Here is a 13101-nt window from a genome sequence, read left to right on the forward strand (position 1 = left end):
GGTTTCACGCAGCTTTCTTGGCTCGGGCCCGTACGATGCGGGGGTAGCGGACGGTGAATGCGACCGGGACGGCGAACCCGAGCACCTTGAGCACGACGAGCGCGACGGTGGCGTGCGGCGCGTAGTGCAGCAGCAGGGTTTCGGCAATACCGGCGACGGTGAAGCTCGCCGCCCAGACGCTGGTGATGATCAGGTTGACCCTCTTGAACACCGCAGTGGCGGCAATTTCGGGCGGCACCATGGTTCGTGCAATGCCGAGCGTGAACGGGTGGCGGGCCGCAATCGAGCCCCACGCGGTGAGCGCCAGCCAGAGATCGGTGAGCGCGCCGACGTAATCCCGCAGCGGCGAACCCGGGTCACTGAACGCCCAGATCGTGAGAATCGCGAAGAACGCCAGCGCGGAGACCTCGATGAACAGCGTGCTCCACCCTTTCCCGCGGCGGCGTTCGAGGACGAGCAGCCCGCCCGCGAGCACCAGCCCGATCAGGCCGGACCAGCGCCAGCCGGCCTGCGTGGACACGATCGCGAAGGCGATCCACGGGAGGAAGCTCTTCAGGTAGTTCATGGGCGGACCCCTCGCCGACGTTCCACTGCTGACATGTCGAGACTAGAACGTCCTGGCTGGACATGTCAACAGTGGAAGGTAGGATGGGGACATGACCTTGCGGCACGCAGTGCTCGGACTACTCGCCGACTCCCCGGGAAGCGGCTATGACCTGCTGAAACGCTTCCAGACCGCGATGGCGAACGTCTGGTCGGCCACGCAGAGCCAGCTGTACGGGGAGCTCGGCAAGCTGGAGAAAGCCGAGCTGATCAAGGTCTCCGCAGAAGGCCCGCGCGGACGCAAGGAGTACTCCATCACCGACACCGGCCGCACGGAACTGCAGACGTGGCTGCTGGACCCGGGCCCGTCACCGGTGCCGCGAAGCGAGACGCTGCTGCGCGTGTACTTCCTGGGTGAGGTGAGTCCGGCACAAGCACGCGACTACGTGGCCCGCCACGGCGAGAGCGCCGCCAGGCTGGCTGAACACCTGGAGTCCCTGGAAGCGTCGATCGACTGGGACGACGCCGATTCCTCCCGGTACGGCCGCCTGGTGCTGGAATGGGGCAAACGCTACGCGGCAATGGAACAGGAATGGGCAACCTGGGCAACGGAACGAATCCGCACCACCCGCGGCTGAGGTGCCGGGTCAAGTCCGTGAAGGGAACCATGAGGGAATCTGATTCCGTGATGGTTCCCTTCACGGACTTCAGGTGTCACTGGAGCGTTTCCAGAGGTTGATGCCCTCTTCGGTGGCGTACCGGTCGATCTCGGCGAGTTCCTCCGCGGTGAACGCGAGGTTGTCCAGCGCGGCGACGTTGTCCTCCAGCTGGCGCACGCTGCTCGCGCCGATCACGAGCGACGTCATGCGCGGGTCGCGCAGGGCCCACGCGAGCGCGAGCTGTGCCAGTGTCTGACCGCGGCGTACGGCGATGTCGTTCAGCGCCCGGATCTTGCCGAGTTTCTCCTCGGTGAGCGTCGACGGGTCGAGCGATTTCCCTTGTGCCGCACGGGAATCGGCCGGGACACCGGTGAGATACCGATCGGTCAGCACCCCTTGCGCGAGCGGCGAGAACGCAATGCACCCGGCCCCGGCTTGCTGCAGCGTGTCGAGGAGGGCGTCGGATTCGGTCCAGCGGTTGAACATCGAATACGACGGCTGGTGGATCAGCAACGGCGTACCCAGCTCGCGCAACAGCCGCGCAGCCTCGGCCGTGCGCTCGGAGTTGTAGGACGAGATGCCGGCGTACAGCGCCTTGCCGGACCGGACGGCCCGGTCGAGTGCGCCGACGGTCTCCTCCAGCGGGGTCTCCGGGTCGAACCGGTGGGAGTAGAAGATGTCGACGTAGTCGAGGCCCATCCGGTGCAGCGACTGGTCGAGGCTCGCGAGCAGGTACTTGCGGGAGCCCCATTCGCCGTACGGGCCGGGCCACATGTCGTAGCCGGCCTTGGTGGAGATCACGAGCTCGTCGCGGTACGGCCGCAGGTCCGTCGCCAGCAGGCGGCCGAAGTTCTCCTCGGCGCTGCCGTAGGGCGGGCCGTAGTTGTTGGCCAGGTCGAAATGGGTGATACCCAGGTCGAAGGCGCGCCGGACGATGTCGCGCTGCACCGTGAGCGGGCGGTCGTCGCCGAAGTTGTGCCACAGGCCGAGGGAGAGTGCGGGCAGTTTCAGGCCGCTGCGCCCGCAGCGGCGGTAGGGCATGGAGGCGTATCGGTGGTCCGCGGCAACGTAGGTCACGGTGCTGATGCTATCCGCGCCGCGCTCCGGCCCAGTACAGTGCAGGTGAGCGATTGCTTATTATGGGTTGGCGTGGCGCAGCCACTCCGTTGAGGGCGGCGGAGGGGAGGAAGGTGGAGGCTCCGGTGGCTTTTTTCTCGTCCGTCGACGACGTGTCGGCGAAGCTGGCCGAGGCCGGGTACCTCGCGTCGCCCGCGGTCGCGACCACAGTGTTCCTCGCCGACCGGCTGGGCAAGCCGCTGCTGGTCGAGGGCCCGGCCGGGGTCGGGAAGACTGCGCTGGCGACGGCGGTAGCCGAGGTCACGCGCTCGCGGCTGGTCCGGCTGCAGTGCTACGAGGGCATCGACGAGGCCCGCGCGCTGTACGAGTGGAACCACGCGAAGCAGCTGCTGCGGATCACCGCGGGCCGCGACGAGACGTGGGACGAGGCGCGCACCGACATCTTCGGCGAGGAGTTCCTGCTCCGCCGCCCGCTGCTCACCGCGATCTCCGGCAGCGACCCGACCGTGCTGCTCATCGACGAGACCGACAAAGCCGACGTCGAGATCGAGGGCCTGCTGCTGGAGGTGCTCGGCGATTTCCAGGTGACCGTGCCCGAGCTCGGCACGATCACCGCGACGCAGCGGCCGTTCGTGGTCTTGACGTCGAACGCGACACGCGAGCTGTCCGAGGCCCTGCGGCGGAGGTGCCTGTTCCTGCACATCGACTTCCCCGATGAGGACCTCGAACGCGAGATCGTGCGGCTCAAGGTACCCGGGATCGAGGCCGCACTGGCGGACTCGGTGGTGCGGGTCGTCGCCGCGCTGCGGGCCATGGACCTGCGGAAACTACCGTCGGTGGCGGAGACCGTCGACTGGGCGCGCACGCTGCTGGAGCTGGGCGCGGGGACGCTCGACGAGCGTGTGGTGCGCGAAAGCCTCGGCGTCGTGCTGAAGCACCAGGACGACATCGCGAAGGCCGGTGCCGGGCTGAGTCTCGACCAGGTGCTGGACGCGTCGTGACCACGCCGCCGGGCCTCACCGGTCGGCTCGCGGAGTTCGTCCGCGCGTTGCGGGCGCAGGGAATCCCGGCCGGGCCAGGGGAAACCGCCGACGCGGCGGCCGCATTGGAGGTGCTGGGCCTGGACGACCGCGAGCTGGTCCGGGAAGGTCTCGCGGCTGCGTTGGTCCGCCGGGGCGGGCAGCGTTCGGTGTTCGACGCCACGTTCGACCTGTACTTCCCGGCGGGCATCGGGGTCCCCGAGCTGGCACGGGAAAACCGGCCGCGCGACCGGGAAGAACTGCGGGAAGCACTCGCCGCGGCACTGGCCGAGGGCGACGACCAGGCACTCGACCAGCTCGCCGGGCTAGCCGTGGATCTCCTGGGCCAATACGGCGCGGGTTCTGGCCCCGGCGGCGGGTTTTCCGCGCACCAGACGCTGGACCGGCTGCAGCCGCAGACCCTGATTGCGCGGGTACTCGCGGCGATGCGCGGCTCGTCCGATGAGTTCACCGACCGGCTGACCCGCGACGAAATCCGCCGCCGGGTGGAGGGATTCCGCGGCCGGGTACGCACCGAGGCCCGGCGGCGGGCCGCGGAAGTCCGTGGCCGCGAACGCATCGCCAAGCACGCAATCGCCCCGGCCGCCGACCGCGTCGACTTCCTGATCGCCAGCCGCACCCAGCTGGCCGAGCTGCGACGCACCATCCAGCCACTGTCCCGCAAACTGGCGACGCGGCTGGCATCTCGCCGCAAGCGCGCCTCAAGAGGCCAGATTGACCTGCGCCGAACCCTGCGCCGGTCGCTGTCCACCGGCGGCGTACCGCTACGCCCGGCCTACCGGCACCGGCGACCAGGGCGGCCGGAAATCGTGCTGCTGTGCGATCTTTCCGGTTCGGTGGCGGGTTTTGCGAACTTCACGATGCTGCTGGTGCAGGCGTTGCGGGACCAGTTCAGCAAGGTCCGCGTATTCGGTTTCGTGGACAGCACGGACGAGGTGACGCACCTGGTCGACACCGGCGCAGCCGACCCGGAACAGCTGGGCACCCGAATGCTGAGCGAGGCAGCAGTGGTCAGATGGGACGGCCACAGCGACTACGGCGGCGCGCTGGCCCAGTTCACGTCCCGCTGGCTGGACGCCGTAGGCCCCCGCACCTCAGTCCTCATCCTCGGCGACGCCCGGACGAATGGCGGCGACCCGAACCTCGACGCCATCCGCGCGATCCGCTCCCGCGCCCGGCACGTGCACTGGCTGAATCCTGAGCGCCAATCCCTGTGGGGCACCGGCGATTCGGCGGCATTGGAGTACGCGGACCTGGTGGAGATGCATGAGTGCCGGACGGCACACCAGCTGGGGATGCTGGTGACGCGTTTACTGCCGACGTGAGCTGAGCGGCTTCGCTGCTGGGGACGTTGGTTACGCGTTTGCGGCGGACGTGATCCGGATGGCTCCGCCTCTCGGGATACCGCTCATGCGTTTGGTGCTGACGTGTTGCGGATGGCTTGGCAGCCCGGAACATTGGTCACGCGCCTGCTTCCGACGTGAGCCGGAAGCCGATCACTCGAAACACCGCTCACGCATCTGCTGCGGAGTCAGCCGGACGTCGATGGCTCGGAACGCTGGTCACGCACCTGCTGTGGCCGCGAGCCAGACGGCTCCACCGCTCGGAACACCGGATACGCGCCTGTTTCCGACGTGAGCCGGACGTCGACAAACCGAAACACCGCTCACCAGGTTGCCGCGGCGGTGAGCCGAGCGCTGATGCCTCGGGAGACGAGTCACGCGTTCGCTTCGGACGCAAGCCAGGTGTCGATTTCCTTGCACAGGGCGGTTTTCGTGTCTTCGGGCGCGAAGGAGGCGGTGACGGCATTGGTGGCGAAGGTGGCGAGTTCCCTGTCAGGGTAACCGAAAATCTCGCGGGCTTGGGAGAATTCGCCCGTCAGGGTGGTGCCGGTGACGTCCGGGACGTCGGTGTTGAGCGTGACCGTGAGACCGGCGTCGACGAGCCGGGGCAGCGGGTGCTCGGCCAGTGTGGGAACCAGCCCGAGCGCCACATTCGACGACGGGCACACCTCGAGTGCGATCCGGCTGGCGGCCACGTCAGCGGTCAGCGCAGGGTCCTCAAGAATGCGGATTCCGTGGCCGATCCGCTCTGTCTTGCCGATTTCGAGCGCCTCGCGGATGCTTCCCGGCCCGGCGTCCTCGCCCGCGTGGTGGACGAGGTGCAGCCCGGCTTCCCTTGCCTGCTCGAAGATCTCCGCGAACGGCGCGAGCGGGTACCTTTCCTCACCGGCCATCCCGATCGCGACGATTTCCTTGTGTTCCTTCGCCATTTCCAGCGTCGCACGGGCCCGCTCGAGTGGTTTGCGCCGGGAATGGTCGAGGATGAGCCGCTATTCCAGCCCGTGCTCGGCGCCGCCTTCGGACAGTCCTTTGAGGACGGATTCGAGCGGCATGGCCAGGTCGCCGAGACGTTCACCGTGCGAGGCTGCGGTGAACGTGACTTCGGCGTACCGCGTGCCCTTGGCGGCTTCGTCGGCGCAGAACTCGCGCGCAATGCGCACGAAGTCAGCGGGCTCCTTCAGGCACGAACGGGTGATTCTGTTGCTCTCGGCGAACGCCCGGAACCCGCCGAATGCCGAGGGCTTTTCCGGGAGCACGACACCGTGGGTGGCCGCGAGTTCTCGCAGCGTGGCCGGGCGGATGGTGCTTTCGAGGTGAACGTGGAGGTGGACTTGCGGCAGGGCCGAGAGATCGCGCACGATTCCCGATGATGCCCCGTCCGGCGCGGAGCTGTCATGCGGATTTCGTACCGGTGGTGCCGGGAACCCGGCGCCGGGAGCCGACGTTGGGAGGGGTGAAGGACGGTTCGCTGCCCGGAAGGACTTTCGCGATGGCTCTGATGAAACGACTGACCGTACTGGCCGGCGCCGCGGGCGCGGTGTCGTCGTACGTGCGGAAGAACCCGGAAAAGGTGAACAACGCGGTGGGCAAGGCCGCACGCTTCGTGGACGAGAAGACGAAGGGGCGGTACCACAACCAGATCTCGGGAGCAGTCCGGAAGGTATCCGACGTGACCCGGCCCCGCCCGACCGAGTGACCCCGCGGAGGCTGGCGACGAGTGATGGCCTTGACGGATCCGACCCGGTCCCAGTCAGTGGTGTAAGCGTGCGGAGGAGAGCTGCGAGCGCGGGGTTGACTGCGTCGGATGTGGGTCGGCCCCGGCTGGGGGCGTGAGTACGCGAAGCCGAGCTGCGAGCGCGGGGCTGACGGTGCCGGATGTGACCCACCTCGGCTGGGGCATGAGTGCGCGCAGGCTGGCTGCGAGCGCGTGGGACCGATGCCTTCGGCTGCGACCCTGCCATCCGGTGAAGTGAAAGCCGATTGGGAGAGTGTCGGTCTGACAGAGTCGGGTGTGACCCGGCCACATCTGGTGGGGTGAGCGCGAGAGGTCGGCAGCGAGCGGGAAGATGGCGTCGGATGTGACCCGGCCCCGGTGGGCAGTGTGAGCGTGCGGCGGCTGGCGACGTGTGTTGTCGTCTGATGGTGCCGGAGGTGGGTCGGCCCCGGTCGGCAATGTGAGCGTGCGGAGGCTGGCGACGTGTGTCGTCGGCTGACGGTGTCGGATGTGACCGGCCCGGCGAGGCCGTGTGAGAAGACCGCAAGCGGGCCGGACAACGCCGGATGCGACCCGGCCTCGCCCGGCTGAGTGAGAGGTCAGCCGCAAGCCGGTCTGGCGGCGCCGGATCCACCCCGCCCAACCGCGTGCGCGTCCGTGAGTGGCCGCCTCAGGTGCGCCGACCGTTCACTCCTCCGCCAACGTGGCCAGCACCCCTTCCCCGTACTTCGCCAGCTTGCTCTCACCCACGCCGCTCACCGTGCCCAGCTCATCGAGCGTCGACGGCAGCTGAGTCGCGATTTGGCGCAGCGTGGCGTCGTGGAAGATCACGTAAGCCGGGACGCCCTGTTCCTTCGCCGTCGCCGCGCGCCAGGCACGGAGGCGCTCGAACATCGGGGCCGCCTCGGCGGGCATCTCGACGGTCGCCGCGGCTCGGCGGGACGTTCGCGGGGCACGCGCTGCCCGCTCCGGCTCGCGGCGCAGCATCACCTGCTGCGAGCCGTTCAGCACGCTCGTGGAACCGTCGGTCAGCACCAGCGAGCCGTAATCCCCTTCGACCGCAAGCAGGTTGCGCGCCAGCAGTTGCCGCACCACCGCGCGCCACTCCGGTTCGCGCAGTTCGGTGCCGATGCCGAACACCTTCAGCGTGTCGTGCCGGAACTGGGTGACCTTCGGGGTGGTCTTGCCCAGCAGGATGTCGACGATCTGCCCGGCACCGAACTTCTGCCGCCGCTCGTTGCGCAGACGGACCACTGTGGACAGCAGTTTCTGTGCGGGAATGGTGCCGTCCCAGCGTTCCGGCGGGGTCTGGCACGTGTCGCAGTTCCCGCACTGCTCGCCGGATTGCCCGAAGTACGCCAGGATCTGCGTGCGCCGGCAATCGACGGTCTCGCACAGCGCCAGCATCGCGTTCAGGTGCTGGGCCTGCAGCCGCCGGTGCGCCTCGTCGCCCTCCGAGCTGTCGATCATCTTGCGCTGCTGCACCACGTCTTGCAGCCCGTACGCGAGCCACGCGGTGGAGGGCAGCCCGTCGCGGCCCGCGCGGCCGGTCTCCTGGTAGTAGCCCTCGACGGACTTCGGCAGGTCGAGGTGCGCGACGAACCGGACGTCCGGTTTGTCGATGCCCATGCCGAACGCGATCGTCGCGACCACGACGAGCCCGTCCTCGCGCAGGAACCGCGACTGGTTGGCCGCGCGGGTCGACTTGTCGAGACCGGCATGGTACGGCAGCGCCGGAATTCCGTTCTGTACCAGGAATTCCGCCGTCTTCTCGACCGACGCGCGGGACAGGCAGTACACGATCCCCGCGTCGCCCTGGTGCTCGGTGCGCAGCAGGTCGAGCAGCTGTTTCTGCGGCGAGTTCTTCGGCACGATCCGGTACTGGATGTTGGGCCGGTCGAAGCTCGCGACGAAGTGCTTGGCGCCGTCGAGACCGAGGCGTTCGGAGATTTCCTTGTGCGTGGCCTCGGTGGCGGTGGCCGTGAGCGCGATGCGCGGGACGTCGGGCCAGCGCTCGTGCAGCGACGACAGCATGAGGTAGTCGGGCCGGAAATCGTGGCCCCACTGGGACACGCAGTGTGCCTCGTCGATCGCGAACAGCGCGATCTCGCCGCGGTCGAGCAGCCGCACGGTGGACTCGACCGACAGCCGTTCCGGGGCGAGGTAGAGCAGGTCGAGCTCACCCGCGACGAAGGCCTCCTCCACCGCCTGCCGTTGCGCGAAATCCTGGGTGGAGTTGAGGAATCCGGCGCGCACGCCGACGTTGCGCAGCGCGTCGACCTGGTCCTGCATCAGCGCGATGAGCGGCGAGATCACCACGCCGACACCTGGCCGCACGAGTGCCGGGATCTGGTAGCACAGCGATTTCCCGCCGCCGGTGGGCATCAGCACGAGCGCGTCGCCGCCGGAGATCACGTGCTCGACGATCTCCGCCTGGTCGCCGCGGAACGCGTCGTATCCGAAGACGCGGTGCAGGGTTTCGAGAGCGGGGGAACGGGTGGCCTGCGCGGCCGGGTCGGGGTGCGCCACCCGGCCGATTCTAGGGCGGCGGGCCGTCCGGGCGCTCGTGCCCCGCCGGGTTCGGCGCGAGAGTCCCCCTCGCGCCGGGTTTTGTCGCAGAGGGTGACGAATTTCGGTGACTCGCAGCATATGGCGCGAAGGGACCTTTCGCGCCAGTTTCGTGACGGACGGTACCGTTCACCTGGTGACAGAGTTCGCCGCATTTCCGATCACCGACCTGATCGGGTACTTCTCCGGAGAGTGGGAACTCGCGCGCGAAATCGCCGACGTGGGCGGGAACCCGATGGGCCGCGCGACCGGCCACGCCACGTTCACCTGCACCGACGACCTGCTCGTCTACCGGGAAACGGGCGAGCTGCACCTGGGTGAGCACCGCGGACCGTTCATCCGCACCCTGCACTACCACCCGGCAGGCGGCCCGCGCGCCGCAGTGCACTTCGACCACGGCGGTTTCTTCCACGACCTCGACCTGGCAACCGGCGAGTGGACCACCGAGCACCCCTGCCAGGCCGACTGGTACCACGGGTCCTACCGCCTGCTCGGCGACCGGCTGTGGGAGCAGGAGTGGGTGGTGACCGGCCCGGCGAAGGACCATGTGATCAGGACGCGGTTCAGCCGGGGGCCTGCCCGGGCCGGAGCCGGGTCTCGGTAGCGCGGGTTGGTTGCGGGTGGTCGTGCAGGATCACCGGAGCCGAGCCGGGTCGCGTGTGGTTGCGCGGGGGTTGCGCAGGACTGCCAGAGCGAGTCGGGCTGGGTGCGGCAGTGGCTCAGGATCACGCAAGCCGAGCCGGTCACGCGGCCTATTTACGGCGGTTGCGCAGGATCAAGAGCAGAACCACCACCACCGACACGGCACAGGCGGCGGCGATCAGCGTTCCGGCCCAGCCGGGAATCGGGAAACCGGCAATGTTGTCGAAGCCGGGCAGGACACGGGGCGTGCCGGTCGCCACAGGGTCCCTCCGTTCGGTGCGGGTCGGGCCGTCTCGGCCGCATTTTACCGGATGCCGTGAGGCGGTCGTAGGTCCGAAGTGGACAGTGCCGGTCACGGCGGGTAGCGGGCGCACCGGACGCCGTGCCGCGGAGCGAGGGGTCCCTTCGCTCCGAATGCTGGGCAGGTGCCGTCTGCGCGGGCATGATCGGGGTGAGCGCAACGCAGAGGTGAGGAGGAGCGCGAAATGAACGTGGCCGATCTGCTCGTGGACGGGTTCGGCCGGGTCCGGGAGGTGGTCCACCAGGCGGTCGGCGGGCTGACCGCGGAGCAGCTGGCGGCACGCCCCGGTCCGGACGCCAACTCGATCGGCTGGCTGGCCTGGCATCTGGCGAGGGTGCAAGACGACCACGTCGCCGACGTAGCGGACACCGAGCAGCTCTGGACCGCACAGGACTGGCACACCCGGTTCGGCCTGCCCTTCCCGGCTGAGGACATCGGATACGGTCACCGCAGCGAGGACGTCGCCCAGGTACGCCCGGAATCCCCGGAGCTGCTCACCGGCTACTACGACGCCGTGCACGAGCACACGCTCACGTGGCTAGCAAAACTCGACGAAGCGGCGCTGGACCGCGTGGTCGACAAGCGATGGACTCCGCCGGTGACCCTCGGAGTCCGCCTGGTGAGCGTGCTCTCCGACGACCTCCAGCACGCCGGCCAAGCCGCCTACGTGAGGGGGTTGCTACTGGACTGAGTGAGGGGTCGGCTGGCTGCGGCTTCTTCGGCCGAGATTTCTGCGGGCGGGTGATGGCTGAGGTCGACGGGTGGCTGAGTCTGGTTGGTGATTGCTGAGGTTGACGGGTGGTGGCTGGGTCTGGTGGGTGGTGGCTGGCGGGTGATGACTGAGGTTGACGGGTGATGGCGGAGACTGCCGGGTGATGGCCCGAGGTCGACGGGTGATGGCGGAGGTCGAGGGGCTGCAGCTGAAGCTCGCGGGTGACGGCCGAGGTCGAGGGGCGACGGCTGAGGCTCAGCGGCGGCGGGAGGTTGATCGGCAGCCGACGGGCGGGGTTTGCCCAGTGGCAGGGGCTACCGGAAGGTCCTGCCCTGCGGCGGGACGTCGACTGTGGGCTTGCCCGGAGGAACCAAGTTGTCCGCAAGGTGGGCCGCGGTGCCGCAGTGAGTCCATGGCCACAGGGGCTTTGCTCCTATGGCGGAACCGGGCGGAATCGGGCGGAACCGGGCAGACGCGGAAAGTCCTGCCCGCCACGGAGCAGCTCCGCAGGACACCCGCGCTGCGCAGATTCACTCGTAGCTCGTACCTCGGTGGTCCGGCAGGCGTTGCGGGCCGGGGCCTTGGTGGCCCAGTTCGTCGCCCGGGTTGGCCAGGCGGCATTTGGTCAGCGACATGCAGCCGCAGCCGATGCAGTCGGTCAGCTGGTCGCGGAGTTGTTCCAGCTGGCGGATGCGCTCGTCCAGGTCGGAGCGCCAGCAGGACGAGATGCGGGACCAGTCGGCTCGGGTGGGAGTTCTGTCGTCCGGCAGGAGGGCCAGTACCTCGCGGATCTGGGCCAGCGGCATGCCCACTCGCTGGGACATGCGGATGAACGTCACCCGCCGGAGGGCGTCGCGGCGGTAGCGGCGCTGGTTGCCTGCCGTGCGGCGGCTGTGGATCAGGCGTTCGTCCTCGTAGAATCGCAGGGCCGACGCGGGTACGCCGCTGCGGTGGGACAGTTCGCCGACGGTCAGTTCGGGCAGCTCCGTCTTCGCCATGCGGCCAGCCTAGCTTGACTTAAAGAGAGCTTGAAGTTCAAGACTCGCTCCGAGGCGGGAAACCCCGCCGCGAAAGGAGACTCACGTGTCCGAAGCTCCCGTCCGGCTCGCTGTGCTCGTCGGCAGCGTCCGGGAAGGACGGTTCGCCCCGACAGTCGCGCGCTGGTTCGCCCGCCAGGCCGACCGCCACGGCGGGTTCGAGATCGACGTCGTCGACGTCGCCGAGACGACCCTCCCGCTCGCCATGACGGGTGCCGGGGCCGGGCCGCTCGCTGCCCGGCTCGCCGTGGCGGACGCGTTCGCCGTGGTCACGCCGGAGTACAACCACAGCTACCCGGCTGCGCTCAAGAACGTCGTCGACTGGTTCCACGCCGAATGGCAGGCAAAGCCGGTCGCTTTCGTTTCCTACGGCGGAATTTCCGGCGGTTTGCGCGCAGTCGAGCACCTCCGCGCGGTTTTCGCGGAACTGCATGCGGTCACCATCCGCGAGACGGTCAGCTTCCACGGCGCGCACGGCCGCTTCGACAGCGACGGCGAAACCACCGACACCGCAGCGGAACTGGCCGCGAAAGCGCTTCTCGACCAGCTCGAATGGTGGGCCCGCGCGTTGCGCGACGCCCGCGGGGTGCGCGCGTATCCGGCATAATCGTCCATAGTGGACGCCAGCCAGCACAGCCTAGTTGCAGTACAGGTTTTCGAGCCTGGTGTCCGAGGTGACGACGGTGATGCCCTTGCCCACCCCCTGCCCTGACGACGCCAGCGCGGCCACCGTGGTACAGACCACTTGCTGGAGGCCGGTGGGGTACAGCAGCTTCATCGACTCCGACAGCGTCACGACGACCGGCTGGGATGCGGTGTCCACCCTGATCGAGGGGCTGGTCGGCGGGAGCGCGGTGTGGAGGCCCTGCTTCAGCTCGCTGGAGTACGGGCCGCGGAACAGTTCGGCCAGCACCCGGTCGGGCGAGGGGGAGCCGCTCCAGGGGCGCTGGACCGTGGTCATCTGCCCGGCGTAGACGAAGTACAGCGTGATCTGCGTCGCGGTCCGGCCGATGCCGAATCCGGTGGGGGCATCGCCTGCCGCGACCACGCCGGTCGCTTGGACGCCGCAGCCTGCAGTCAGGACGGTGGCCAGCAGGACTGAGCACAGAGCGCGCCACCGCGCCCCTGACCCGGGCAACCGGCGACTCGAACCGTGGTCGGGGTGGTGTGGGGATGGTGTGGCCAGGGCCGGGGTTGGTGGCTCGGCTGGTCGGCGGGTTGAGCCAGGGCCGGGTTGGCGTGGGGACGGTAGAGCCAAGGCCGGAGTTGCTGATCCGGCCGGTCGGCGGGTTGAACGGTGGCCGGGGTGGTGTGGGGATGGTGTGGCCAGGGCTGGGGTTGGTGGCTCGGTTGGTCGGCGGGTTGAGCCGGGGCCGGGTTGGCGTGGGGACGGTAGGGCCAAGGCTGGAGTTGGTGGTCCGGCCGACGGGCGAGTCGAACCCCGCGCGAGACAACGAGCTGCCGC

13 protein-coding genes and 1 pseudogene are annotated in these 13101 nt (G+C 68.9%); 7 read left to right on the forward strand and 7 right to left on the reverse strand.

Annotation, left to right across the window (positions count from 1 at the left end; translation table 11 throughout):
- Positions 1-4: 4 nt before the first annotated feature.
- Positions 5-565, reverse strand: a complete 561-nt coding sequence (locus tag OO71_RS36665; protein ID WP_033294605.1) for a hypothetical protein — start codon at positions 563-565, stop codon at positions 5-7.
- A gap of 91 nt (positions 566-656) precedes the next feature.
- On the opposite strand from OO71_RS36665, the gene OO71_RS36670 reads away from it, so the two are divergent.
- Positions 657-1181: a PadR family transcriptional regulator gene (locus tag OO71_RS36670; RefSeq protein WP_033294606.1), complete on the forward strand. Its 525-nt coding sequence runs from the start codon at positions 657-659 to the stop codon at positions 1179-1181.
- A gap of 69 nt (positions 1182-1250) precedes the next feature.
- Here the strand turns inward: OO71_RS36670 and mgrA are convergent, their stop codons facing one another.
- A complete protein-coding gene (gene mgrA / locus OO71_RS36675; RefSeq protein WP_033294607.1) occupies positions 1251-2279 on the reverse strand; it encodes an L-glyceraldehyde 3-phosphate reductase in 1029 nt (342 codons plus the stop codon).
- A 125-nt stretch (positions 2280-2404) separates the two neighbouring features.
- Between mgrA and OO71_RS36680 the strand changes: the two genes are divergently transcribed.
- Together OO71_RS36680 and OO71_RS36685 are read left to right on the forward strand one after the other, a co-directional pair.
- Positions 2405-3280 (forward strand): AAA family ATPase, encoded by an 876-nt coding sequence (locus tag OO71_RS36680; RefSeq protein WP_033294608.1) that lies wholly within the window; start codon positions 2405-2407, stop codon positions 3278-3280.
- The gene (locus OO71_RS36685; protein WP_033294609.1) at positions 3277-4644 is read left to right on the forward strand and encodes a vWA domain-containing protein; all 1368 of its coding nucleotides are present in this window, start codon (positions 3277-3279) and stop codon (positions 4642-4644) included. The genes OO71_RS36680 and OO71_RS36685 overlap by 4 nt, the downstream gene beginning before the upstream one ends.
- Before the next feature lie 392 nt (positions 4645-5036).
- Here the strand turns inward: OO71_RS36685 and add are convergent.
- Positions 5037-6020 (reverse strand): annotated as a pseudogene (add, locus tag OO71_RS46745) (adenosine deaminase).
- Between the two features lie 131 nt (positions 6021-6151).
- On the opposite strand from add, the gene OO71_RS36695 reads away from it, so the two are divergent.
- On the forward strand, positions 6152-6358 hold the full coding sequence (locus OO71_RS36695; RefSeq protein WP_033294653.1) for an antitoxin: 207 nt from the start codon (positions 6152-6154) through the stop codon (positions 6356-6358).
- 705 nt (positions 6359-7063) lie between these two features.
- On the opposite strand, the gene recQ is transcribed toward OO71_RS36695, so the two are convergent.
- Positions 7064-8905 (reverse strand): DNA helicase RecQ, encoded by a 1842-nt coding sequence (gene recQ, locus OO71_RS36700; protein WP_033294610.1) that lies wholly within the window; start codon positions 8903-8905, stop codon positions 7064-7066.
- Between the two features lie 175 nt (positions 8906-9080).
- Between recQ and OO71_RS36705 the strand changes: the two genes are divergently transcribed.
- Positions 9081-9548, forward strand: coding sequence for a DUF6314 family protein (locus OO71_RS36705; protein ID WP_033294654.1), 468 nt, complete (start codon positions 9081-9083; stop codon positions 9546-9548).
- 148 nt (positions 9549-9696) lie between these two features.
- Here the strand turns inward: OO71_RS36705 and OO71_RS50580 are convergent, their stop codons facing one another.
- Entirely contained in the window at positions 9697-9846 is a 150-nt protein-coding gene (locus tag OO71_RS50580) for a hypothetical protein (RefSeq protein ID WP_156096752.1), read from the reverse strand.
- A 225-nt stretch (positions 9847-10071) separates the two neighbouring features.
- Between OO71_RS50580 and OO71_RS36710 the strand changes: the two genes are divergently transcribed.
- Positions 10072-10578 (forward strand): mycothiol transferase, encoded by a 507-nt coding sequence (locus tag OO71_RS36710; protein WP_033294611.1) that lies wholly within the window; start codon positions 10072-10074, stop codon positions 10576-10578.
- Between the two features lie 551 nt (positions 10579-11129).
- Here OO71_RS36710 and soxR read toward each other — a convergent pair.
- A complete protein-coding gene (soxR, locus tag OO71_RS36715; RefSeq protein WP_033294612.1) occupies positions 11130-11597 on the reverse strand; it encodes a redox-sensitive transcriptional activator SoxR in 468 nt (155 codons plus the stop codon).
- 85 nt (positions 11598-11682) lie between these two features.
- Here soxR and OO71_RS36720 point away from each other — a divergent pair, with 85 nt between their 5' ends.
- On the forward strand, positions 11683-12243 hold the full coding sequence (locus OO71_RS36720; protein WP_033294613.1) for an NADPH-dependent FMN reductase: 561 nt from the start codon (positions 11683-11685) through the stop codon (positions 12241-12243).
- 30 nt (positions 12244-12273) lie between these two features.
- On the opposite strand, the gene OO71_RS36725 is transcribed toward OO71_RS36720, so the two are convergent.
- Positions 12274-12774: a hypothetical protein gene (locus tag OO71_RS36725; protein ID WP_245633898.1), complete on the reverse strand. Its 501-nt coding sequence runs from the start codon at positions 12772-12774 to the stop codon at positions 12274-12276.
- Positions 12775-13101: the final 327 nt, after the last annotated feature.

It is taken from the genome of Amycolatopsis jejuensis, from assembly GCF_000717335.1.
Lineage (GTDB): Bacteria > Actinomycetota > Actinomycetes > Mycobacteriales > Pseudonocardiaceae > Amycolatopsis > Amycolatopsis jejuensis.

What these genes read in the sequence shown, in the direction of transcription:
- OO71_RS36695 (WP_033294653.1), top strand. Translation starts at nt 6,152, where the DNA reads ATGGCTCTGATGAAACGACTGACCGTACTGGCCGGCGCCGCGGGCGCG.
- OO71_RS36710 (WP_033294611.1), top strand. Translation starts at nt 10,072, where the DNA reads ATGAACGTGGCCGATCTGCTCGTGGACGGGTTCGGCCGGGTCCGGGAG.
- soxR (WP_033294612.1), bottom strand. Translation starts at nt 11,597, where the DNA reads ATGGCGAAGACGGAGCTGCCCGAACTGACCGTCGGCGAACTGTCCCAC.
- OO71_RS36670 (WP_033294606.1), top strand. Translation starts at nt 657, where the DNA reads ATGACCTTGCGGCACGCAGTGCTCGGACTACTCGCCGACTCCCCGGGA.
- OO71_RS36665 (WP_033294605.1), bottom strand. Translation starts at nt 565, where the DNA reads ATGAACTACCTGAAGAGCTTCCTCCCGTGGATCGCCTTCGCGATCGTG.